The organism is Sphingomonas pollutisoli, from assembly GCF_029167165.1.
Classification (GTDB): Bacteria; Pseudomonadota; Alphaproteobacteria; order Sphingomonadales; family Sphingomonadaceae; genus Sphingomonas; species Sphingomonas pollutisoli.
On sequence record NZ_JARFNJ010000008.1, the window covers coordinates 157,044 to 180,412 of the forward strand.

Genomic DNA, 23,369 nt, shown 5'->3' on the forward strand with positions numbered 1-23,369 from the left:
AAAGGGTGGGCGTGCAGGGGAGGACTGTCCCAAGCCGTCTCTACAGGTCATGCCCTCATAGGCGTGAAGCAAAATCTACGAATGGGTGCTCGAATCGGTCGAACATCCCGTTCCCGGACCGAGGGCGCAGTCCAACGCACTTGCCCAACTTGAAAGACCTCATGGTGCCGGGCTGAAGGAGGGTACGCCAGATCACAGCTGATCTAGGGCGTCATACCCTTCAAGTTGGGTTCCATGCAGATCCTATCGAAGCTGCTGCGAGATGCAGCTAAGGGCCATCTTCGTGGTTGCGCACAAGGTTTCTCGAAGATCGCCGGACTTGGCCTGAAGTGCCAGACCACCACAAACCGAGATGACGAAATGGGCGAGTACCTCTGGTGCGGCGTTGTCGACGAGTTCATCCTTCGCAAGCGCGGCTTCGAAGCGTCGACGCAATACGCCTTCATAATAGGCGCGGTAATTCACGAGCTTCTGCCGGATCGTCTCATGTTCCGGTGCGCATGCAATCGCACCATTCAAGGTCAGGCAGCCCAGTGGCGTGTCGGGGTCGGCGATAACCTCGATGAACCGACAGATAAACGTCTCGATCGCAATCTCGATCGAAGGAATTTCGAGTGCCTGTTCCACGAATTCGAGATGCTGTCGTCGGTAGCGTTCGAGAGTCTGGCCGAACAATTCCTCCTTGCTCGCGAACACCCGATAGAGGCTCGGCCGTTCGATTCCGATCGCCGCAGTGAGATCGGACAGCGAGGTCCCTTCGTAACCCTTGAGCCAGAATTCGCGCATGGCGGTGTCGAGGGCTTCGTCTATGTCGAACTGCCGTTTACGGCCCACTTTTACCAACGCCTTTCGTGCCGGGAATCGAGACCTCTCGTTTACCCGCTCGGCACGGCAAAAGGATGGCGATTTATGGCAGGCCTATGCTGCTCGAACGCAACTGATACCGGGATGCGATCACATCAGTCCGTGGCTGCCGGCCACCGCTCCCAGTAGCGCGATGAGCGAGAGGGCAAGCAGCAGGCGGTGCATGCGTTCCATCCGCATGAAGTCCGCGGCGGGTGAAGCGGAACGCCTCATGCGATCGTGAAGGAATAGCGGCTCGACGATGAAAAGCATGAGAGCGAAGATCGCCCAGACTCCGACCATGGCATGCATCCACCAGAAATGGGGATCGGCGAACCGACCCCACATTTCGAACCGATAGACCATCCAGAGACCTGACGTGCCCGCGAGCAGCACCCATAGGCGTGCCTGTCCGGCAAACCGCCCTTCGATCCGGTGAAAGGCGGCGAGCCGGCAGTCTGGATCGTGATCGTGGCGAATGGACGGCATCACCACGCAAGTCACGAAGCCCACGCCGCCGATCCACAGCAGGATCGCCAGGACATGCAGCGCGCGAGCGACAATGACATCGTCCATCCGAATCGTCCCAATCAGGCGGCCAGCAATTCGTCGGCGGGGCCGAAGAACTCGTAGTGGATACGGTCGGACGGCACTCCGGCAAGGGACAACGCCGATACAGCCGCGCGCAGGAACGGACGCGGGCCGCAGATATAGTAATCCGCCTCCGCGACGGGAGTGCTGGCAATCAACCACTCGTCGGTTATGATCCCGGCTCGGTCATAATCCTGGCCTGCCAGCTCGCCGACCAGTGGCGTCTGGTGGAAGTCGGTCACTTGCACGACCGTCCCGCCGTTCACCAACTCGCGAACATGGTCGCGCATCGCGTGTGTATCGCGGTCATGGGTTCCGTGAATATAGTGGGCGGGCGTGCCCGGATACCTCTCGACCAGCGTCTCGAGCATCGCGACCATCGGGGTCAGACCGACACCGCCCGACAGAAGGACAACAGGGCGTTCGGGATGCTCGGCAAGAAAGAACTCGCCGGCCGGCGGCGAGACCTTGAGGATCGTCCCCGGCTTCGCGTGATCGTGCAGCCAGCTCGAGGCCAGCCCGTGCGGCTCGCGCTTCACCGAGATGCGATAGAACTCGCCGTTGGGCGCGTTCGAGATCGAGTAGTTGCGCTTAATCGGGGGATGCCCCGGAATCTCGAACCAGAAGGTCAGATACTGCCCTGCTTTGTGGCGGATGACTGCGCGACCGTCGACCGGACGCAGGATGAAGGAACTGATCACGCTGCTCTCGCGGATCACCTCCTCGACGCGGAAATCGCGCCAGCCGGTCCAGCCGCCTTCGGCGGTCTCATGCTCGCGATAGATGTTCGCTTCGCGCGCCATTAGAACCTTGGCTAGGAACCAATAGGCATCGCCCCAGGCCGCCAGGATTTCCTCCGTCGCAGCCTCGCCGAGCACGGCCTTGATGGCACCGAGCAGTGCTTCTCCGACGTGCGGATAATGCTCGGGCAAGATCTGGAGGCCGACATGCTTCTGCGCGATCCGCTCGACCGCGGGCGCGAGCGCCGTGAGATTGTCGATATTGCTGGCATAGGCGAGGATCGCCGCCGTCAGTGCGCGCGGCTGAGCGCCCGCGGCATCCTGATGCGACTGGTTGAACAGGTCGCGGATCTCTGGGTTCTCGAACATGCGGGCGTACATCTCGCGCACGATCTCGAGCCCGCTGGCTTCGAGTGCGGGTACGGTGGCCTTGACGAGCGCGATCGTGCGCTCGTTGATTGTCTGCGACATCAACGTCTCCTGTGACGGGTTGGAAAGGAAAGTAGGTTCAGCCGGTCGGCAACTGATCGTAGAAATCGACCCGCATCCTCATCGGTCCAATCGGCTCGACGAAATGCGGTTGCTGAGGAAGGACCAATCCCGGTGTCTCGGGATCGAGAAGGATTTCGGACGACGGGTCGAGATAGGTGAGCCGCAACTGCCCCTCGATCACCCGCACCAAACCCCACACGCCGGCCTTGGTGTTGTGCCGACCACGCAATGCAACCGGCAATGTGTCCTGGTCGAAGACCGGCGTGGACCGATAGGGCAGGGCGGCCATGTCAGGCGGCCAGCCGGATGTCTTCGGCGTGCGTGGGGTAAGGAGCCACGCCAGCGGCGGTGTCCAAGCCTGCCAGTTCGCTCGCGAAGCCGTGGTTCACATCACGATGATGCGCTTCGTCCGCGCGCACTACCAGCACGACGTCCCGCAGCGTGGCGTTATCCGGTAGCTTCCAATAGTGTCGTGCGATCGTCGGCGCCGGCACATTAGGGCTGCGACCCTCATCGATCTCCTTGAGAAAGTGCGTATAGCTGATCACCGCTTCTTCCTCGAAATAGCCGACGATGCGGTGCGCGGTCCGAGGGCTGACGAGGTAGAGCGCGAAGAAGGCGAGATAGAAGACCCACTGAACGCCAAGAATGACCAGCCGCTCGAACAGGGTCGGTTTGGCGATCTCGATGAAAGTCATCAGATGCATGCGCTCATTCTCCGCTTCCTCCATCAAGGTGCGGATCCAGCCCTTGTCGTCGCACATCCGGCGTAGGCATTTGAGGTGGTTGATCGTCGCGCCGACCATGCCCGGCACGGCGGCAACCGTCTCCAGCACGATCGCGCGATGACCGTAGCGCTTGGCGAAGAACGTATCGGCGCAAAAGCGCAATACCTTGGTGAAACCGAGCGCGATGCGGTCGCGCAGGTCGCGCGGCTGGTGATGGACCGTAAGGTCGACAAGAGGGATGTCGGTCATGACAGGACGCTCCTTTTGAGATGGTCCGTCGCTGGGGCGGGCCGAGGAACCGGTCGGCGATCCGGCCGGAAAAACAGAGCAAGCTGCAGGCTCTCGGCGATGCGAGCTGCCTTCGCCTGTAACGCAGCCGCGGCGCGAGCTGTCATCTGCTCGTTCGTGACCTCCGCCCACAGCGTGAGCAAGCGCTCGAACAGCGCGGGGGCCAGGCGATGCTGGTGTTTCTTGTGCGCTGGCACCGGCTGGCCTTTGTATCGGCCGGTGGTCAGCATCACCGACGACCAGAAGGAAACCAGCTTGTCGAGATGCTCCGGCCAGTCCTCGATCGCGTCGTTGAAAATCGGTCCGAGTTCGGCGTCGACGCGAATGCGCGCATAAAAGGCGTCGATCAACCTTTCCAGCCCTGCTTCGTCGATCTCCGGGACGCCGTCCACGACTCATGCTCCAATCATGTATCAACGATGCATCTATCCCTCGACTTTGAAACATGCAACAAGAATACCTAATTTGAGGCGAGCCGTTTTTTGGCCTCGCGGGAGCAGGCATGAAGCTGACGCTATTCACGGATTACTCGATGCGCGTGCTGCTCCATCTCGGCGCGCAGCCCGAGCGGCTGTGCTCGATCGCCGAGGTAGCGCGGGCCTATGGCATCTCGCAGAACCACCTGATGAAGGTGGTCAACGAATTGGCGCGCTCGGGCTATGTCGAGACCGTGCGTGGCCGCTTCGGGGGCATCCGCCTCGGGCGAGCACCGGAAGACATAAATATCGGCGCGCTGGTCCGCCACACCGAGGACGGATTCGATCTGGTCGACTGCGGGAGCTGCGTCATCGCGCCGGCCTGTGGCCTCACGGGCGTTCTCAAGGAGGCGCTTTCGGCCTTTCTCGGCGTATTGGACCGATACACTCTCGCAGACCTTATGACCAAGCGAGAGGATCTAGGCCGGCTGCTGGCGGGCATGGCATTGGCTGCGAACCCCGACGTACCGGTATCGCCGATCTAGACGAGGTCCGGCCAAGCTTCCTCTCGCTTGTCCAAGCCGTCCCACCCTGTTTTGAACTTAGCGCTCAGCTGTGGTGATGTGCGATGCGAGCCAGGCGGCGACCTTCGGCATACGGCGCGCCTTGGTCTCCTCGAGCAGCGTCCGGTTGCTATCGAAGCCATAGTTCCCGACAGGACTTGCTCCTGCCTCGATCAGCCGGATGACGATATCATCGGTCCAGCTTCCGAAGATCATGCTGAGGCCCTCGCGGTCCTTGATCGTGGCATCCGCCCCATGCTGAAGGAGCAGGTCGAGCAGCGCGACATTCTCGACACCGTAGAGGCTATTTCGCCCAAGGCTGTCGATCCGGTTCGGGTTTGCGCCCTTCGCGATCAACCGCTCGGCGGCAGCAAGCCTGCGGGTCTCGTCCTTGCAGCCGTAGCTGGTCCCGAGCTTCATGAGCGCTGTCCCGCCCTGGGCCTCCCGGGCATCCGCATTCGGATTGATCGTTTCTGGCGCGTCGATGTCGACGCCCGCACTCGCGACCGCGTCGACGAGATCGGCCGAGCAGCCGCCGGCGTTCTGCGCGAACAGCTGCGCGGCCGCATCCTTGCCCAGCCGGTCGAGCCAGCCGGTAGAGGCGAGCCGCGAGAAGAGCTTCGGGCGCCCGGCCTTGATCGAACCCTCCAGCAAACGGATGCCGGCAGGCGCTTCATCGCCGCCCGGCTGAGAGGTCGAGCCGTCGCGGCCAACCGGAACGCTCAGTGGCGCGCCACGGTCGAATAGGGCGACCAGCAGATCTTCGTCGGCATTCCCTTGCACCCCTTCGACCAAAAGCTCCGCTGCATCCGCCGAAGCAAAATCGAAATGCTCATTCTCGAGCAGCGGAATGAGCGCCTGCGTGCCGCGCACCCAGCGGGCCGTTCCCGCCAGTTCGTCCACCGCTTTCTCGAGATCCGTGACCGCCGCCGGCATGCCGACCTCACGCCCGACATAGTCCTCGACCGTCTTGTGCCGTTTGCCCATGTCGAGCGTCAGCGTATAGGTCGGGTGATCGGTGACGCTTGCCCGGTATTGGTTGCGAAGCCCGAAGAAATTCGCGGCCTGGAACCGATCGAACAGGACGGCGACCGCCCTGGGATCTACCCGGTCCTCATGGGTGCCTGGCAAGAAGACGCCGCGCACCGGAGCGAACTTGCGATGAAGGCCGGCGACGCGATCGGTGGGCGAGGTTTCGGTGGTGAAAACGATGCGCCCGTCCCCATGGATCGTGACCTTATAGTCAGGGCAGATGCCTAAGCAGGCCGACCGCTGCAGGGTGATTTTCATATCTTCAAGCTCACTCCGCGAAGTGTCCCGGACAACATGTCGCGCCGGCGCTGCTTCGGCCGCATTCGCGCTGAAAGCCAGCGTCAATAGAAACGCGCAGCCAATCTGCTTCATGATTGTCATATGGCCCTTACCCTGCTCCGCTCTTGCATCCATTTCGGGCTACCAGGTCGTGAATTGCCCCACGATTAAGAAGTCCCGATGAACTCGTCTCGAGAACGTTAGACGATCGCCTTTGTCGTCAACGAGGGCTGGGCCATCAGCCCAGCCAAAAGGGACAAGCCGTCCTTGAGTACGTCGCGGTCCGGCGCCGTACCAAGCGAGACCCGCACGGCTTCGACCGGATCCGGCGTCACTGAGAAGGTCGATCCTGGTACGACGGCGACGCCGCTGCGCTCGGCATGGTCAGCGAACGCGGCAGCGCGCCAATGAGACGGCATATGCAGCCATAGATGGTGCCCATCGGGGTCGGCTGCGAAATTCTCCTCGCCGATGATCGCCGCCGCCATGTGTTGCCGTTCCGCATTCTCGGTCCTTATGGCGGCCACGATTTCAGTCAGGGTGCCTTCCCGGATCCAACGGGTGGCGAGCGCCGCGAGCAGCGGGGAAGCCATCAGTGTCGTGGTCCGGATTGCCCGCGCCAGCCGTTGGGCGTCCATCTCGCTAGGTGCGACGACATGGGCGATCCTGAGCGACGGCGTCGCGCATTTCGAGAGCGTGGCGACATGCCATGTGATGTCGCTCGCGAGCCTCGCAAATGCGGGAAGCGTTAGCTTCCGCAGAGGCGCATAAGGGTCGTCCTCGATGATGGCGATCTTATGCTTGCGGGCGATGTCCGCGATCCGCTGCCGCCGCTCCTCCGACAACGTTGCGGTGGTCGGGCTGTCGATCGAGGGTACGACATAGAGGACCACCGGCGCCCGGGCTCGGCAAACTTCCTCGAAGGCCTCGGGAACGATCCCGCCCGTATCCATAGCGACAGGGGCCGTTACGAGGCCCTTCTGTCCGATCACCGATTTCAACCCTGGATAGGTGACCATGCCGGTGGCAATGACATTTCCCGCGCGTAGCAGCGTTTCGCAGATGGCATAGAGCGCACTTTGCGCGCCGCTGACGACGAGAAGCCGATCAGGCGAGACTGCGCCAAGGCGCGGGGCGAGCCAAGCGGCTGCGGCAAGCCGATCCCGCACACCTCCGGTGCTGGTCTGATATTGAAGATGCGCCAAGCTGCGGGGGCCGGCGAGAACATGGCCGATCCCGGCCGTGATTTCCTTCTGCAGGTCGACCGCAGACGGCTGGGGCGGCACGTTCATGCTGAGATCGACCAACGGGGCGCCAGCGAGCCGGCCGGGCTGCCAGTCCCTCGTATCCGCACCTCGTACAAAGGTGCCACGGCCCGCCCGCGCATCTACCAAACCGCGGCGCCGTGCTTCGTTGAATGCGCGCGTGACCGTCGTGAGGTCGACGCCGAGCGCATCGGCGATCATCCGTTGCGGCGGCAGCCGATCGCCGACCCGTATCCGGCCCGAGCGGACATCTGCCTCCAGGGCTTCCACAATGCCCAGATATTTCATCCGGGCGTTCTCGGCGATTCTTGGGCGCCACAGGCTCATCTTAGGCGACACCGATTGGAAAGGATGCGCGCGGCGCGGCGGGCAGGCGGAGCCGATGAACATGTGCGTGCAAGATGCAGCCCACTCAGTGCGGCGATTTGCGGATGGTGAGGATGGACTCGACGAAAGCGTCGATCCTCGCCACCGGAAGACCCGCCACATTGATCCGACCGTCCTCGACGATATAGATTCCAAATGCTGCACGGGCCTCCTCGATCTGCGCTCGCGACAGTTTCAATAGTGAGAACATCCCAAAGCCGTGAGCGAGATAGGCGAACTCGTCGCTGCCGGAGGCCTGAAGAAACGCTTCCGCGAGACGTGCCCGCTTCTCGTTCATATCCTCGCGGATCGACGTCAGCTCGTCATGCCAGTTGGTCAACAGGTCGACGTCCTCGAGGATGGTGCGGACGATCGCCGCACCATGGTCGGGGGGCATCGAGTAGATGGTGCGGGCATGAACCGTCATGCGTGCGGCCGCGATCTCCGCCTCACGAGGGTTCCGCGCCAGCACCAGCGCACAGCCCACACGCTCCGAGTACAGCCCGAAATTCTTCGAGCAGGACGATGCGGCAAGCAACTCCGGCAGGCGCGCCGCCAGGATACGGAGCCCTCGGGCATCTTCGTCCAGCCCGCGTCCAAACCCCTGATAGGCGATATCGACGAACGGGATCAGATCGCGCTCGAGAAAGAGCGTCGCGAGCGTCCGCCACTGGGCCTCGTCCAAGTCGGCACCGCTTGGATTGTGGCAGCATCCGTGCAGGAGAACCACGTCGCCGGGCGTCGCGCTCCCCAGCCGGTCACAGAGAGAGTCGAACCGTACGGTCGACTGCTCGGTATCGTAATAGGGGTAGTAAGCCGTCTTCAAACCAACGGCCGCGAAGATAGCCTGATGGTTCAGCCAGGTCGGGCTGGGCAACCATACGGTCGCCTTCGGCCTCGCCTCGGCAAGGAGCTGTGCCAGGATCCGCAGCGCCCCCGTCCCGCCGGGCGCCTGCAGCGAAGCGATCCTGCTCGCTTCCGTCGCGGCGCCGAACGTCACATCGAGCATGGCGGCGGCAAATTGCCGGTCGCCGCGCGCACCGACATACCGCTTGGTCGTCCTGCTTGCCAGCAACTGGCGCTCGGCCTGCTTTACGCTCAGCATGATGGGCGTCTCGCCTGCCTCGTCCTTGTAGACCCCGATGCCCAGGTCGAGCTTGTTGGGCCGGGTGTCTGCGGCGAACAGGCTGCCGAGCGCGAGAATGGGGTCGGCTGGAGGCGGCTGCAACGCCGCGAGCAACGGTTGTGACATCTTGAACCTTCTTACGCGGCAATGTCGGCAGGGTTGGACAGGGCGAGCGCGGCCGCGTGCAATCGGACGACCAGCTCCTTCGCATCGGGTATCGACAGGGTGAGCGGGGGCAGGATGCGCAGGACATCGTCGCCGGCGACGACGCTGAGCACGCCCTGATCGCGAACGGCCATCATGACCTCACGGACCGGACGCCTGCACTTGAGGCCAAGGAGCAATCCCTCGCCGCGTGCACATTCGAAAAGCTCAGGATAGCTTGCGGCCAAGTCGTCGAGTTTGATGCGCAGTTGCTCTCCGGTCCGGCGCACAGTCTCGATGAAACCCGGTTCCAGCATGATGTCGAGCACCTCACTGGCCACCGCCATGGCCAGCGGATTTCCGCCGAAGGTGCTGCCATGCGTACCCGGTGTCATGCCGGCCGCCGCCGCTTCCGTGGCGAGACATGCCGCCACCGGGAACCCATTGCCCAGGCCCTTGGCGCTGGCGAGGATATCCGGCGTGACCCCGGATGCCTGGTAGGCGAACAGATGACCTGTCCGGCCGATTCCCGTCTGCACCTCGTCGAGAACCAGCAACAGGCCATGGCGGTCGCAGAGAGCTCGAATGCGGGCGAGTGCACCCTCGGCAAGCGTGCGGACGCCGCTCTCGCCCTGGACCGGCTCGATCAGGACGCCGGCCGTCTCCGGCCCACAAGCCGCGGCAAGTGCGTCGAGATCGCCGAAGGGAACCTGATCAAAGCCGTCGACGGGTGCGCCGAAGCCCTCGAGATATTTTGCCTGACCACCAGCCGCTACGGTGGCCAGCGTGCGTCCGTGGAAGGCTCCTTCGAAGGTCACGAGCCGCCACCGCTCCGGGCGTCCGTTCACATGGTGATAGCGCCGCGCTGTCTTGATCGCGGTCTCGACCGCCTCGGCGCCCGAATTGTTGAAGAACACGCGATCCGCGAAGGTGGCGGCGCACAGCTTCTCGGCGAGCTGTTCCTGCTGGGGAATCCGGTACGCGTTCGAGACGTGCCAGAGCTTCGCGGCCTGGCGCGTGACCACGTCGACCAAGCGGCGATGCGAGTGGCCCAACCCGGTGACCGCGATGCCGGTGGCGCAATCGAGATAGCGCTGACCATCGGCGGTGAAGAGCCAGGCACCGTCGCCGCGCTCGAACGCGAGATCGGCCCGCGAGAAGCAAGGATAGAGGAAGTCGTGTCCGTCCATCAGGCGACCTCCTCTCCGATGGTGACGCGCGCATAGGCGAAGGAAAGCCACTCGAGGGCGATGGCGAGATCGGCGGTCTCGACGGTCGCGCCAGCCCAGAAGCGGAACCCCGGCGGCGCCGTGCGATAGGCGCCGATGTCGTATGCGACGCCCTCCTTGTCGAGGAACGCCACGATCGCCGACGCTGTCCTGGCCTGGAGCGCGGCATCGGCGGCTAGCGCCGGTTCGACGATCTTGAGGCAGATGGAGCTCGGCGAGCGAATTTCGAGACGCTCGACCAGGAACCCGCACCAGGGGTTGCGTGCCACCCATTCCGCGACGCACGCGGCATTCGCCTCGCAGCGCCGGATCAGCTCGGGGAGCCCACCGATCGCCTGCGCCCAGCGCAGGCCGTCGATCGCGTCCTCGACCGCGAGCAGGGACGGGGTGTTGATCGTGCTCCCCTGGAAGAAGGCTTCATTGACCTTGCCGCCCGACTTCATGCGGAACAGCTTCGGCATCGGCCATGCCGGCGTGTAGCTTTCGAGGCGCTCGATGGCTCGCGGACTCATGACGATGATGCCATGCGCACCTTCGCCGCCGAGGATTTTCTGCCACGACCAGGTCGTCACATCGAGCTTTTCCCAGGGCAGCTCCATCGCGAACGCCGCCGACGTCGCGTCGCAGATCGTGAGCCCGCCGCGATCGTCGGGGATCCAGTCACCGTTTGGCACCCGCACGCCCGAGGTGGTCCCGTTCCAGGTGAAGACGAGGTCGCGATCCGGATCCCAGTGGCCGAGGTCGGGGAGTTCGCCATAGGGTGCCGTGAACGTCCGGCAGTCGGCCAGTTTCAGCTGATTGGTGGCATCGGTGATCCAATCCTGGCCGAAGCTCTCCCAGGCGGCTACGTCGACGCCGCGCGGGCCGAGCAAGCTCCACATCGCCATTTCGACCGCGCCGGTGTCGGACGCCGGCGTGATCGCAATCCGGTGGGTGTCCGGGATGCCGAGCACGGCCCGCGTCAGCTCGATCGCCTCACGCAGCTTGGCCTGGCCGGGCTTCGAGCGATGCGAACGCCCGGTCAGGGCGCCTTCGAGCGCGGCGAGCGTCCAGCCGGGGCGCTTCGCGCAGGGACCGGACGAGAAATTGGGAGTTGCGGGGCGTACAGCCGGAGCGGTGGCGTTCATGGGCAATATCTCCAGGCAAGATCAGGAGGCGAGGGGCACAGCGTCGCGGAGGCGACGCGCGAGGGCTTCGGCATAGGCTGCGAGATCGGCGATCGGCCGCGTGGCGACGCCGCTCGCGGCCGCGGCGCCGGCCACAGCCGGCGCAATGCCAATTGCAAGGCGTGGATCGAACGGGGATGGAATGAGCGGCGTATGCGCGGTTTCAACCCCTTCGCTGGCCAGCGCGGCCAGCGCGTGAACGGCGGCCAGCTCCATCCCCTTGGTGATCTCGGTCGCGCCGCAATCGAGCGCCCCCCGGAAGATGTGCGGGAAGCACAGGACATTGTTGACCTGGTTGGGGAAGTCGGACCGGCCAGTGCAGATCATCGCATCGCCGCGCACCTGCTGCACGAGTCCGGGCATGATCTCGGGGATCGGATTGGCGAGCGCCATGATCAGCGGGTCGCGGGCCATCCGCGCGACCATGTCGGCCTTGAGGACGCCGGCCGCCGACAAGCCGAGAAAGATGTCGGCCCCGTCGATCGCCTCGGCCAGCGTGCGCAGATCCGTGTCGCGCGCATGGGCACGCTTCCAGGGATCCATGAGCCCGGTGCGCCCGGAATGGACGACGCCCATAAGGTCGGTGACGGTGATGTTCTCGCGGCGCGCGCCAAGCGCAATCAGCAGATCCAGGCAGGCAAGCGCTGCCGCACCGGCGCCCGAAGTGACGATCCTGGCCTGTGCGATAGTCTTGCCGGCGCGGCGCAGCGCATTCAGGACCGCCGCTGATACGATGATCGCAGTGCCATGCTGGTCGTCATGGAAGACGGGAATCCCCATCCGATCGCGCAATCGCCTCTCGATCTCGAAGCATTCCGGCGCCTTGATGTCCTCGAGGTTGATGCCGCCGAATGTCGGCTCGAGCGCGGCGATGACCGTGACGATCTCCTCGACGCTGCGCGACGAGATCTCGAGGTCGAACGCATCGATATCGGCGAACCTCTTGAACAGGACGGCCTTGCCTTCCATCACCGGCTTCGAGGCGAGGGGGCCGATGTCGCCGAGACCAAGAACGGCGCTGCCATTCGAGATGACCGCGACCAGATTGCTGCGTCCGGTGAGCTGCACCGCCTCGGATTCGTCCGCATGGATCGCCATGCACGCCGCGGCGACACCGGGGGAATAGGCGAACGAGAGATCGTCGAGCCCGACGAGCGGCTTGGTCGGCTGGATCTGGAGCTTACCGGGCCGCGGATAGCGGTGATAGTCGAGCGCGCCCGACAATAGCCGTTCGGAAAGGGTATCCTCGCTCGGCGACGCGGCGAGGGCATTGGTCACAGTCTGGGGCATGGAAATCCACCTCCTTGGGCGATGCGGCCCGTGGCCGCATCGCGGGCTTCGATTGTTCTCAAGGGTAGGTCCATCCGCCCCGATGGACGTTGATCTTTCGAGCGTCAGTCCTTCGCGCGGGCCCTTTCCACGCTCATCTGCATCGGCATCATGTTGGTGTTGGCGTTGTGCATCACCCACAAGGATCCTGCGACGATGATCGCGATCAGCATGCCTGTGAGGACGAAGATCACCGTGTTGTTGCGCTGCTCCGGCGCGGAGCCGAGATGCAGGAAGAGCACGAGCTGGACGATCAGCTGCACGACCGCCAGCACGACGATCGCCGGCAGGATGCGGTCGTGCGGGACCATGCCGCTCATCACCGCCCCGAACGACAGTCCGGTCAGGACCAGACAGACGATAAAGCCGATCGTGTAGGAAGCGAGGGTTCCGTGAGACGCCTCACGATGCGCGGCGCGCGTGGGGGAGACGGACATCAGAGAACTCCGTGCAGGTAGACGAAGGTGAACACGCAGATCCAGATCAGGTCGAGGAAGTGCCAGAACAGGCTGAGGCAGGCGAGGCGGCGGCGAACCACCGCGTCGAGCCCGAAACGCCTTGTCTGGTCGATCATCACGGCAAGCCAGATCAGGCCCGAGGTGACGTGCAGGCCGTGCGTGCCTACAAGCGTGAAATAGGCGGACAGGAACGCGCTGCGCCCCGGCCCCGCGCCCTCGGCGATAAGGTGCGCGAACTCATTCACCTCCATCGCGATGAAGGCGGCGCCGAACAGGAAGGTGATCGCCAGCCAGCGGATCACCTTGCGGGTGCGCGCCGCGTGCAGGTTCAGCATCGCCATGCCGAAGGTGAAGCTGCTGATCAGCAGCAACACGGTCTCGGCCGCGACATAGGGCAGGTCGAACAGCTCGCGGCCGGTGGGGCCGCCGGCATAACTTTCCGCCAGCACGCCGAACGTCGCGAACAGGCTGCAAAAGATGAGGCAGTCGCTCATCAGGTAGATCCAGAAACCGAGAACGGTCGTGGATCCGCTGTCATGTCCGTGGTCGTGGCCGTGCGGGTGATGGCCGCCGGAGACGGCGGGTGAGTGCATGTTCATGGTTATGCGGCCTCCTTCATCGAGGCGTGCCAGGCGCCTTCGATGCGGGCGACCTCGTCCGCGGGCACCCAATAATCGGTGTCACGGTCATAGGTGCGCAGGATGAAAGTCACGATGGTCGCGAGCAGGCTCAACCCGGCGATCGCCCACATGTGCCAGACGAGCGCGAAGCATAGGATGAACCCCCAGACCGAGATTATGAAGCCCGCCGCCGTGTTCTTCGGCATGTGGATGTCCTCGTAGCGGCGCACTTCCACGCGACCCTTTTCCTTGTTCTCCCAATGCTGTTCGAGCGACGTGATCTCCGGAATGTGCGCGAAATTGTAGAAGGGCACCGGCGACGGGCGCGACCATTCCAGGCTGCGCGCGTCCCAGGGATCCCCGGTCAGGTCGCGGTTCAGCTCGCGGTCGCGGATGCTGACATAGAGCTGGATCAGGATCGCCAGGATACCAAGGCCGATGATGACCGCGCCGACCAGCGCGACCTGCAGCCAAGGCTGCCACTCGGGCATGTCATAGTGGTTCATGCGCCGGGTCATGCCCATGAAGCCCAGGACATAGAGCGGCGTGAAGGCGAGCCAGTAGCCGACCAGCCAGAGCCAGAAGCTGACCTTCCCCCAGAACTCGTTCAGCGTGAAGCCGAACACCTTGGGGAACCAGAAGGCCATGCCGGCCAGGCACCCATAGACCACGCCGCCGATGATGACGTTGTGGAAGTGGGCCACCAGGAACAGCGAGTTGTGCAGCACGAAGTCCGCGCCTGGCACCGCCAGCAGCACGCCGGTCATTCCGCCGACAGCGAAGGTGATCATGAAGCCGATCGTCCACAGCGTCGCCGAGTGGAAACGGATGCGACCGCGATACATGGTGAAGAGCCAGTTGAAGAGCTTCACGCCGGTCGGAATCGAGATGATTGTCGTCATGATGCCGAAAAAGGCGTTGACGTTGGCGCCCGATCCCATGGTGAAGAAATGGTGCAGCCACACCAGGAAGCTGAGCACGCCGATCGACGAGGTCGCGTAGACCATCGACTTGTAGCCGAACAGCGGCTTACCCGAGAAGGCGGCGATGACTTCGGAATAGACGCCGAAGCAAGGCAGGATCAGGACATAGACTTCCGGGTGGCCCCAAATCCAGATCAGGTTGATGTACATCATCGCATTTCCACCAAGCTCGTTGGTGAAGAAATGCATCCCGAGGTAGCGGTCGGCCGCGAGCATCGCGAGCGTGGCGGTCAGCACCGGGAAAATGGCGACGATCAGGATGTTGGTGATGAGCGCGGTCCAGCAGAAGACCGGCATCTTCATCAGGTTCATGCCCGGCGCGCGCATCTTGAAGATGGTCGCGATGAAATTGACGCCGGCCAGAGTCGTTCCCAACCCTGATATCTGGAGGGACCAGATATAATAATCCACGCCGACGGTCGGACTATATCCGAGCTCGGAGAGCGGCGGATAGGCAACCCAGCCGGTGGCGGCGAAATCGCCCACCCACATCGAGATCATGACAAGCACCGCGCCCATCGCCGACAGCCAGAAGCCGAGCGAGTTGACGAAGGGGAAGGCGACGTCGCGCGCGCCGAGCTGCAGTGGGACGACGACGTTCATCAATCCGAGGATAAAGGGCGTCGCCACGAAGAAGATCATGATCACGCCGTGCGCGGTGAAGATCTGGTCGTAATGATGCGGCGGCAGATAGCCTTCCGCGCCGCCGGCGGCCACCGCCTGCTGGAGGCGCATCATGATCGCGTCGGCGAACCCGCGCAGCAGCATCACCAGCCCCAGGATGAAATACATCACGCCGACCTTCTTATGGTCGACCGAGGTGATCCATTCCTTCCAGAGATAGCCCCAGCAGCGATAGCGGGTGAGAAGGGCGAGGACCACAAGGCCCCCCAGTGCGACGACGATACCCGTGCCCATGATGATGGGCTCATGCAGGGGGATCGCGTCCAGGCTCAGTTTTCCGAGCATGGTCATTACTCCGCAGTCTTGGCGCGCTGCGGGCCGCGCATCGGGCCTTCGACCATGGCCATCTTGGCCATGCCGTGGGCGGGATGCGTCATCGCAGGCATATATTGGTTGACGATGTCGTCGAAGAGCTCCGGATCGACGCGGGCGTAGGTGGTGGGCGCATTCTTGATGCTCGGCTTGGCCAGTTCGGTGTAGCTCGCCTTGTCGAGAACCCGCTGCGACCGCTGCACCTTGCGGACCCAAGCATCGAAGGTCGCGCGATCGGTCGCGACAGCCTGGAAGTGCATGTCCGAGAAGCCGGAGCCGCTATAGGCCGAGGAACGTCCGGGATAGGTGCCGGGATGATCCGCGATCAGGTGGAGCTGGGTCTGCATGCCTCCCATCGCGTAGACTTGGCTGCCCAGGTGCGGGATGAAGAAGCTGTTCATGATCGAATCAGCGGTGAGCTTGAAGTTGATCGGGGTGCCGGCCGGGATCGGAAGCTCATTCACCGTGGCAATGCCATAATCCGGGTAGATGAAGAGCCACTTCCAGTTCAGCGCGACGACTTCGACCCGCACAGGCGGTACCTTCGAGTCGAGCGGCTGATAGGGATCGAGCTTGTGGGTGGTCTCCCAGATCATCACCGCGAGAAAGAGCACGATCAGGCAGGGGATCGTCCAGATGACGAACTCGATCCCGTTCGAGTGCGACCACTTCGGCTGATAGTTCGCCTTGGTGTTGGTCGCGCGGTAGCGCCAGGCGAACACCAGGGTGAGGATGATCACCGGGATCACCACCGCCAGCATGATCCCAAGCGCGATCAGGATGAGGCTGCGCTCCTGGACGCCGACATCGCCCTTCGGGAAGAGCAGCGCATAGTCGTCACAGCCCGCAAGGAGCAGGGCGGCAAGCGGCACGAGGGCGCGCGCTGATGACAAGAGCCGTCTCATGATCGGCGCTCCCCAACGGGAGCACCGCCATCCGGCATACGGCCCATTTGCCGAGCTCGAGGCCCGGCGTCGGGCATAACAGTCCCAACCGTCAACGCTGCGTTCCTTTCGATCACGCTTCTCGTCCCAAGGCGCGGGAGCCGTTTTGCTTGGCAATGACGACGGTTCCGACTCGACAAAGACGAGTGCGCCTCTTATGTATGCACCATAGCCATACTATATGGCTTGTATCAAGCCCTACTTAATGTAGTTTTCGATGACCGTTCTGCGCACTACGGATGAAAATTCCAACCGCAAGGCGAGAATCGCAAGACCCTGCACGAAGCGGAACCCCATCGGGATCGCATCCATACAAGTCGTCGAAGGCCATACATTAAGGTCGCCCGCGACCATACATTGAAGGGAAACCTCATGACCGATCTGACCCCCAAGGCCATTTTCAACGCCGCGCTCGCGAGCACGCCGTTGATCGCCGTGCTCCGCTGGATCACGCCGGATGAGGTCGAAGGCGTGGGAGAAGTACTGGTCGAGGCGGGATTCAAACTGATCGAGGTGCCGCTCAACTCTCCCGACCCTTATGAAAGCATCCGGCGCCTCTCGAAGCGGTTTGGAGACAAGGCGCTGATCGGTGCCGGGACCGTGATGGATCCGGTCGACGTGAAGAAGGTCCAGGATGCCGGCGGACGCCTCATCGTGATGCCGCATGCCGACCTGGACGTCGTGCGCGCCGCGTATTGGGCGGATTTGCCCTGCGTCCCCGGCGTCGCGACCCCGACCGAGGGTTTCGCAGCGATGGCGGCCGGCGCCGTCGGTCTCAAGGTCTTCCCCGCTGAGGCGATCCCGCCCGCCGCGCTCAAGGCGTGGCGCGCCGTCTTCGCCAAGCATATTCCGCTCTTCCCGACGGGCGGGATCGTGCCCGAGACCATGGCCGACTATGTCGAGGCAGGCGCGAGCGGCTTTGGTACTGGTGGCCGGCTCTATGCTCCGGGCCGCACTGTGGAAGAGGTGCGTGCGCGCGCCCAGGCCTATGTCGCGGCCTGGCACGCCACGCAGGCGGCATAGGCGCGGCGATGGCAGGAAGCGAGATCGTGGCCGCGATTGGCGGCAGCCGCTTCGATGCGCGTCGGGTTCTGCCCTCGGGTAGTATTCCCGCTCTTGTCACGCCGCTCCATGCGGATGGCAGTCTCGACTGGACATCGCTGCGCTCGCTGATCGACTGGCATGTCGAGGAGCGGACCGATGCCCTGGTGATCATGGGATCGACCGGCGAGGCCGCGACCATGACGATGGGCGAGCACAAGAACGTCATCCGCGCAGCCGTCGATCACGCGGCGGGCCGGATTCCGATCATCGCCGGCGCCGGCTCCAACGCGACCGCTGCCGCGATCGAGTTGACCGAGGCGGCGCGGGAGGCGGGTGTCGTCGCCGCGCTTTCGGTCGTGCCCTATTACAACAAGCCGACCCAGGATGGGCTGTACGCCCATTTTCGCGCTATTGCAGAAGCCGTCGACCTGCCGCTGATCATCTACAATGTGCCGGGCCGCACGATCACGGACCTAGCCGACGACACGGTGATGCGGCTCGCCGAAATCCCCAACATCGTCGGCCTCAAGGACGCGACGGGCGATATTGGACGCGGGATCGGGCTGCTCCGGCGGCTGCCGGCGCGCTTCGCGGTCTTCAGCGGCGATGACGAGACAGCCGCCGCGCTGATGCTCCATGGCGCGCGCGGCAACATCTCGGTCACCGCCAATGTCCTTCCCGCGGCGATGCGCAGGCTGTGCGCCGCGGCGCGCGCCGACGACGCGCTGACGGCCCGCTGGATCAGCAGCGCGATCGCGCCATTGAACAAGGCACTGTTCATCGAGTCCAATCCCATTCCGGTCAAATGGGCCCTGGGGCAGCTGGGCCGTCTCGCTCCGCATCATCGCTTGCCGCTCACGCCGCTCACCCCGGCGGGCCAGGTGATCGTGGAAGAGGCGTTGCGCGCGGCCATCGAGGGTTTGCGCGAGGAAGCGCTGGATTACGCGATATGACCGGCGCCCGTCGTCACGCACAGGCAAGCGCAGGTAGCGGAGTCCATAGGTTCCGGGTCCGGACGGTCGTGTTCGACCTGGACGGAACACTCGCGGATGCGGTGCCCGACATCGCGGACGCGGTCGATGTCATGCTGAAGGCGCTTTCCCGGCCAACGCTCGATGTCGCGCAGGTGCGATCGATGCTCGGCGATAGCGTTCATGAGCTGGTGAAACGCGCGCTCACCGCCACGGGCGGGGTTACCGAACCGATCTTCACGGAGGGGTTTGCGCGCTTCGTCGGCCAATATGAAGCCCATTTGGCGGATCGTAGCCGACCATGGCCAGGCGTCGAGGAGGCGCTTTCAGCACTAGAGGCTGATGGCGTTCAGCTCGCGATCTGCACCAACAAGCTCGACTATCTCACCCGTCCGTTCCTGGACGCCATGGGCTGGAAGGGCCGCTTTCCTTCGGTTGTCTGCGGAGACACGCTGGATGTCCGAAAGCCGGACCCGGCACCACTGCTCGAAGCCATCCGGCGGACGGGTGTTGGTCCGGCCGCGTTCGTCGGCGACACCGTGGTCGATCTGACCACGGCGCGCGCCGCAAGAGTTCCCTGCCTCCTGATGCACCTGGACGAGGGGCGATCGTACCGGCGGGCGCCGATCCGGGCCAGGTGCTGACGTCCTTCGCGGAGCTTCCCGATGCGCTCGCCGCGCTCTGAGGCTGGCTGCCTAGCGTGCGGGCGGCGCGGCGGCGACAACAACTCCGACGCTTATCCGCCATGTACACGATAGGAAGCGCGCCGCTCGATCCCACGGGCTTCCATGTGCGGATCTATTCAGGCGAGATCATCAAGTTCGCTGGCCTCCCGGCGACGGCGGCCTTGATCGCCTTCGCACGCGAGCTGATCGAGGCCGAGCTTCATCCCTACGCGCCGCCGCTGGTGCATCTGCATTGCGATCATGCCGCTCAAACCCAACGCTTCCATGGATGCGAGAAAGCCTTCAGCGCATCGCGCGAGGTCCGCGAGCTATGGCGCGGTGTCTTCGAAGCAGTGGGCATCGACCCGCATCGTCTTGCCCGGGATCGGCTCCATCTGCGCTTCCAACCCCATCAGGATGAGCCGGCCCAGGCGCCGCGTGCCCGGACCACCGCGACGATCGCTTTCCATCGCGACACCTGGGGCTCGAATATTTATGCCCAGACCAACTGGTGGGGTCCGGTCTACCCGATCACCGCTGGGCGTACCTTTGCCTTCTATCCGGACCTCTGGGACCGGCCGGTCCGCAACACGAGCGGCGATTTTGATCTAAGGGCGCTTCTGGACCGGTCGCATGCGCTTGGCCGCAATGCGGTCGATGCCGATCAGGCCATCCCGCATCTCGCCGAGGATCCGTCCGGCTGGCGGGCGGTGCCGGTGGTGATCGATCCTGGCACGTTGATCGCCTTCTCTGGCGCCCATGCCCATGCAGGGGTCGGCAACCATACCGGCCTCACGCGCATCTCGCTCGAGACGCGGACGATCTGGATTGACGATCTCAGGGAAGGGCGCGGCGCGCGCAACCTCGACGGCCATGCGCGCTGGCAATCTCCCGGGCTGTTCCGGCGCGTGAGTGACGACCAGCCGCTCCACGCGCTTCTCGGCTGCCGGGCGACGGTACCCTTCGACGGGCTGCCCGCCCAGCCAAACGATTGCAAAGGTCCATCCGAATGATCGAAACCAAGATCCCCCCGGCGCGCAACAAGGCGCACGAGCGGCTGTTGCGCCTGCTCGCACTGGCGACGTTCATCATCTTCTTCCAGGCCTATATGGTGGCGCCGATCATCCCGACCTTGTCGCTGCGCATGCACGCGCCCGTCGAAACCGTGGGGTTGATCGTGCCAGCTTATTTGATCCCCTATGGGATTGCGACGCTCGCCTACGGCTTGCTCGCGGACCGGGTCGGTATCCACAGGGTGATGTTCGCATCGCTCGGAGCCTTCTCGATTCTGACGATCCTCACCGCGACGGCGCACTCCATCGACCAACTGGCGCTCTGGCGTCTGCTCACCGGCATTGGCGCGAGTGGGGTGGTGCCTTTGGCGCTGGCGTTGGTGGGGAGGCTCTATCCCTATGAGCAACGAGGCCGGGCGCTCGGCTGGATCTTCGGGGCGATGGCGGGCGGGATGGCGTTCGGTGCGCCGGTGGGGGCGTTGGTAGTGCCGGCGATCGGATGGCAGGGGTTATTCCTGCTCGCTGGCGGCTGCGGGTTCGTGCTCCTGGTGCTGCTGTCGTCAAGTCGTCCGCTGATCGCGAGCGCTGCCCAGCCCGTGATGGGCACGCTTGGAGACGTGCTGCGCGGCTATAAGGAGTTGCTCGGCACCGCGCGGGGGCGAAGAACCTACGCCTATGTCTTCCTCAATTCGATCTTCCACTCGGGCGTGTTCACCTGGCTCGGCGTCTATCTCGAGCGGCACTATGCGCTCAGCCCAACGACCGTCGGGCTAGCGCTTCTCGGCTATGGCATTCCTGGCTTCCTCCTTGGCCCGGCGATCGGTCGTGCGGCGGACCGGTGGGGGAGGGCCCACCTGATCCCCTGGGGATTGCTCGCCGGTGGCCTTGGGGTTGGCTTACTGCTGGCAGATCCGCCGCTGATCCTGGTTCCCCTGGTAGCCGCGTTGCTCTCGCTCGGCTACGACATGACCCAGCCGCTGTTCGGAGGCATCGTAACGGCGCTTGGCGGTCCTCGCGCCGGTCAGGCGATGGGGCTCAACGTCTTCACGCTTTTCATCGGCTTCGGCCTTGGAAGCCTTGCGTTCGGTGCCCTCATGCCAGCGGGCTTCAGCATCGCCTTCGGCATATTCATGGTGGCCGAGCTTGTTATCGGACTCCTCGCCTTCGCCGCGTTTCGATCTGAGCTTCCTGCGCCCCTGTGAGCGCTGCTGTCGCGAGATAAAAGGGCACAGGATAATGCCCTGCCGCCCTTCGCGCGCAACCAATGACAGTGCGGATCAGGCATTTAGTGGACTGAATGCGTGCGAGGGCGATTCTTGAGTTGCTACTGCGGGCAAGAATGCGCTCGACAAGTTCGGTGGCGGCACCGCGAGGAGCCGCGTTTTGAACAGCACCTATTCCGGACACGCTGACTGCGAGGCCGGCTCAACGAGTTCTACGGGACGGAACACGCGATCGTCCTTTCGACAGGCTATTAAGCCCACCTGGGCATGATTTCGACGATGGCGGGAAGGACGATTATATCATCCTCGACGCCGACAGCCACGCCTCGATCCATGTTGATTGCTCGCTGTGCTGCAGAGGACGTGCGGTTCCGCCATAACCCGGTTGACGACCTCGACCAGCGCCTGAGCCGTTTGCCGGCTCGGCCAGGAAAACTCGACGACCTAAAAGGCGTCTTCGAGGAGCTTGGGCGCGAAGGCGACATTGATTTCGTGATGGGCACCTTTTCCAAGTCGGTTGGTACCGTCGGCGGCTTTTGCGTATCGAACACCTGAAATTCGACCTGCTGTGACTGATCGGCCGCCGTCATATATTCACTGCGTTGCTGCCGCCGAAGGGTGGTCGCGGCCGCAGCCACCTCAATCCGTAAAACGATACACCGGAGGGAGAAGCGCGCGCATCTCTCGAAGAACGCCCGCCGCCTGCATCAGGGTTTGCGCGAGATGGGCTAAAAGCCTGGCACGGAGCAGGCGCAATCGGCCACCATCGCGGTAATCCTGACCGACATGGCACAGGCCATCGCGTTATGGCAGGGGCTGCTGGAAGCCGGACCCTACGTGAACACCGCGCGTCCGCCTGCAACACCAGCAGGTATGTTCATTCTGTGGTGCTCGTCATGTGCCGAGCACAGCGATGCTCAGGTGGAAGAGGTTCTGGATATATTCCAGGCTTCGGGCCGCGCAGCGGGGATTAGCGCCTGACGACCAGATGAGCGGCTTACTCGGCAGCCTCGATGACGCGGGTTCCGAGTTCGTCGATCGCGAGACAGGTCAGTCGACCCGATTTATAGGCGCCGGTATCGATCCCGATGCGGTTCGCCCGAAACACGGGCTCGTCAACGATCACATGCCCGTGCACGACCCTCATGCCCCAATCTTGGTCGGAACTGAGGAACGGTTCGCGGATCCACATGAGATCGTGAGGGGCCTGCATCGATAACGGCCGGGCCGGATCGACGCCGGCGTGAACGAACAGATAGTCGCGCCAGACCAAACCGAGCCGAAGTCCCTGCAGAAATTCCTGATGGCTGGCGGGCAGCACCTCCAACAGCCTATCGCGCAGTGTCAGCCAATCATCGTCATCATGTATCTCCGGTACGCTCAGGCCATAGCTCTCGAACGCGTCCATCCCCCCATATTTCATCCATCCGGGGCCGTTCTCTCTCGGCGCCTCCAGGAAGTCGATCATCCGGTCCTCATGGTTTCCCCGAAGAAAAACCCGCGAAACATCGTCCTCGAACGGACTGGATAACCGGTCTATGACCTGGCCGGAGTGAGGGCCTCGATCGATATAGTCGCCAAGGTAGCAGATGACGGGCTTCGACGGCTTCACGGCCTGGATATCAGCGGCGACCGCGCGCTCCATCTTGTCCAACAGATCGAGCCGTCCATGTACATCGCCGATCGCGTAGACGAGATCGGCATTCGTGGTTTCCGGGCTGGGCAACAAGGTTACGTCGATCATCAGAAGATACCTTTGCGGCGAGCTCAATCGTGATGGAACCGCCGAAACCGCCACCCCTTGAACGGGAACCATGGGGTGTTCGGAGATGCGAGTCAGCGTGCCTCATAAGAA

22 protein-coding genes and 2 pseudogenes are annotated in these 23,369 nt (G+C 63.6%); 7 read left to right on the plus strand and 17 right to left on the minus strand.

Translation table 11 applies throughout. The annotated features are described in order from the left end of the window. Positions 1 to 243 precede the first annotated feature (243 nt). The 6 genes from PX554_RS18280 to PX554_RS18305 form a co-directional block, all read right to left on the minus strand. The gene (locus PX554_RS18280) at positions 244 to 834 is read right to left on the minus strand and encodes a TetR/AcrR family transcriptional regulator (RefSeq protein ID WP_100239647.1); all 591 of its coding nucleotides are present in this window, start codon (positions 832 to 834) and stop codon (positions 244 to 246) included. A 120-nt stretch (positions 835 to 954) separates the two neighbouring features. Then, complete coding sequence (locus PX554_RS18285; protein ID WP_100239646.1) at positions 955 to 1,419, minus strand: hypothetical protein; 465 nt, start codon at positions 1,417 to 1,419, stop codon at positions 955 to 957. A 14-nt stretch (positions 1,420 to 1,433) separates the two neighbouring features. Next, on the minus strand, positions 1,434 to 2,645 hold the full coding sequence (gene hmpA / locus PX554_RS18290; RefSeq protein ID WP_275503942.1) for an NO-inducible flavohemoprotein: 1,212 nt from the start codon (positions 2,643 to 2,645) through the stop codon (positions 1,434 to 1,436). A 37-nt stretch (positions 2,646 to 2,682) separates the two neighbouring features. Next, positions 2,683 to 2,955, minus strand: coding sequence for a TehB family protein (locus tag PX554_RS18295; RefSeq protein ID WP_100239644.1), 273 nt, complete (start codon positions 2,953 to 2,955; stop codon positions 2,683 to 2,685). Between the two features lies 1 nt (position 2,956). Further along, the gene (locus PX554_RS18300) at positions 2,957 to 3,643 is read right to left on the minus strand and encodes an alternative oxidase (RefSeq protein ID WP_100239643.1); all 687 of its coding nucleotides are present in this window, start codon (positions 3,641 to 3,643) and stop codon (positions 2,957 to 2,959) included. Then, positions 3,640 to 4,074 carry a group III truncated hemoglobin gene (locus tag PX554_RS18305; protein WP_275503943.1) on the minus strand — a complete coding sequence of 145 codons (435 nt, stop codon included), beginning with the start codon at positions 4,072 to 4,074 and terminating at the stop codon, positions 3,640 to 3,642. The genes PX554_RS18300 and PX554_RS18305 overlap by 4 nt, the downstream gene beginning before the upstream one ends. Before the next feature lie 110 nt (positions 4,075 to 4,184). On the opposite strand from PX554_RS18305, the gene PX554_RS18310 reads away from it, so the two are divergent. After that, positions 4,185 to 4,643, plus strand: coding sequence for an Rrf2 family transcriptional regulator (locus tag PX554_RS18310; RefSeq protein WP_100239641.1), 459 nt, complete (start codon positions 4,185 to 4,187; stop codon positions 4,641 to 4,643). A gap of 57 nt (positions 4,644 to 4,700) precedes the next feature. On the opposite strand, the gene PX554_RS18315 is transcribed toward PX554_RS18310, so the two are convergent. From PX554_RS18315 to cyoA, 10 genes and pseudogenes are all read right to left on the minus strand, one after another. Continuing rightward, positions 4,701 to 5,951 carry a DUF6438 domain-containing protein gene (locus PX554_RS18315; RefSeq protein ID WP_157801340.1) on the minus strand — a complete coding sequence of 417 codons (1,251 nt, stop codon included), beginning with the start codon at positions 5,949 to 5,951 and terminating at the stop codon, positions 4,701 to 4,703. Positions 5,952 to 6,172: 221 nt separating this feature from the next. Beyond that, complete coding sequence (locus PX554_RS18320; protein ID WP_275503944.1) at positions 6,173 to 7,564, minus strand: aminotransferase-like domain-containing protein; 1,392 nt, start codon at positions 7,562 to 7,564, stop codon at positions 6,173 to 6,175. An 85-nt stretch (positions 7,565 to 7,649) separates the two neighbouring features. Beyond that, entirely contained in the window at positions 7,650 to 8,855 is a 1,206-nt protein-coding gene (locus tag PX554_RS18325; RefSeq protein WP_275503945.1) for an amino acid aminotransferase, read from the minus strand. An 11-nt stretch (positions 8,856 to 8,866) separates the two neighbouring features. Then, positions 8,867 to 10,063 carry an aspartate aminotransferase family protein gene (locus PX554_RS18330; protein ID WP_100239638.1) on the minus strand — a complete coding sequence of 399 codons (1,197 nt, stop codon included), beginning with the start codon at positions 10,061 to 10,063 and terminating at the stop codon, positions 8,867 to 8,869. Then, the gene (locus PX554_RS18335; RefSeq protein ID WP_275503946.1) at positions 10,063 to 11,229 is read right to left on the minus strand and encodes a phosphoserine transaminase; all 1,167 of its coding nucleotides are present in this window, start codon (positions 11,227 to 11,229) and stop codon (positions 10,063 to 10,065) included. Before PX554_RS18335 ends, PX554_RS18330 begins: the two co-directional genes overlap by 1 nt. A gap of 51 nt (positions 11,230 to 11,280) precedes the next feature. Further along, positions 11,281 to 12,558 (minus strand): annotated as a pseudogene (locus PX554_RS18340) (malic enzyme-like NAD(P)-binding protein); the annotation flags it as partial. Between the two features lie 104 nt (positions 12,559 to 12,662). Then, complete coding sequence (gene cyoD, locus PX554_RS18345; protein ID WP_100239635.1) at positions 12,663 to 13,034, minus strand: cytochrome o ubiquinol oxidase subunit IV; 372 nt, start codon at positions 13,032 to 13,034, stop codon at positions 12,663 to 12,665. Continuing rightward, a complete protein-coding gene (gene cyoC, locus PX554_RS18350) occupies positions 13,034 to 13,648 on the minus strand; it encodes a cytochrome o ubiquinol oxidase subunit III (RefSeq protein WP_420833464.1) in 615 nt (204 codons plus the stop codon). The genes cyoD and cyoC overlap by 1 nt, the downstream gene beginning before the upstream one ends. Positions 13,649 to 13,656: 8 nt before the next feature. After that, the gene (gene cyoB, locus PX554_RS18355) at positions 13,657 to 15,627 is read right to left on the minus strand and encodes a cytochrome o ubiquinol oxidase subunit I (RefSeq protein ID WP_100239854.1); all 1,971 of its coding nucleotides are present in this window, start codon (positions 15,625 to 15,627) and stop codon (positions 13,657 to 13,659) included. 5 nt (positions 15,628 to 15,632) lie between these two features. Beyond that, positions 15,633 to 16,559 (minus strand): ubiquinol oxidase subunit II, encoded by a 927-nt coding sequence (gene cyoA, locus PX554_RS18360; RefSeq protein ID WP_242443570.1) that lies wholly within the window; start codon positions 16,557 to 16,559, stop codon positions 15,633 to 15,635. 411 nt (positions 16,560 to 16,970) lie between these two features. Between cyoA and PX554_RS18365 the strand changes: the two genes are divergently transcribed. The 6 genes and pseudogenes from PX554_RS18365 to PX554_RS18390 form a co-directional block, all read left to right on the plus strand. Then, positions 16,971 to 17,621, plus strand: a complete 651-nt coding sequence (locus PX554_RS18365; RefSeq protein WP_275503947.1) for a 2-dehydro-3-deoxy-6-phosphogalactonate aldolase — start codon at positions 16,971 to 16,973, stop codon at positions 17,619 to 17,621. A gap of 26 nt (positions 17,622 to 17,647) precedes the next feature. After that, positions 17,648 to 18,595, plus strand: coding sequence for a 4-hydroxy-tetrahydrodipicolinate synthase (dapA, locus tag PX554_RS18370; RefSeq protein WP_275503948.1), 948 nt, complete (start codon positions 17,648 to 17,650; stop codon positions 18,593 to 18,595). Then, the gene (locus PX554_RS18375) at positions 18,592 to 19,257 is read left to right on the plus strand and encodes an HAD-IA family hydrolase (protein ID WP_275503949.1); all 666 of its coding nucleotides are present in this window, start codon (positions 18,592 to 18,594) and stop codon (positions 19,255 to 19,257) included. Before dapA ends, PX554_RS18375 begins: the two co-directional genes overlap by 4 nt. Before the next feature lie 56 nt (positions 19,258 to 19,313). Further along, positions 19,314 to 20,291, plus strand: a complete 978-nt coding sequence (locus tag PX554_RS18380) for a hypothetical protein (RefSeq protein ID WP_275503950.1) — start codon at positions 19,314 to 19,316, stop codon at positions 20,289 to 20,291. A 47-nt stretch (positions 20,292 to 20,338) separates the two neighbouring features. Beyond that, complete coding sequence (locus tag PX554_RS18385) at positions 20,339 to 21,493, plus strand: MFS transporter (RefSeq protein WP_275503951.1); 1,155 nt, start codon at positions 20,339 to 20,341, stop codon at positions 21,491 to 21,493. Positions 21,494 to 21,611: 118 nt separating this feature from the next. Next, positions 21,612 to 22,495, plus strand: a pseudogene (locus PX554_RS18390) (aminotransferase class I/II-fold pyridoxal phosphate-dependent enzyme); the annotation flags it as partial. A 16-nt stretch (positions 22,496 to 22,511) separates the two neighbouring features. Here the strand turns inward: PX554_RS18390 and PX554_RS18395 are convergent. Next, positions 22,512 to 23,258 carry a metallophosphoesterase family protein gene (locus PX554_RS18395; RefSeq protein ID WP_275503952.1) on the minus strand — a complete coding sequence of 249 codons (747 nt, stop codon included), beginning with the start codon at positions 23,256 to 23,258 and terminating at the stop codon, positions 22,512 to 22,514. Positions 23,259 to 23,369 lie beyond the last annotated feature (111 nt).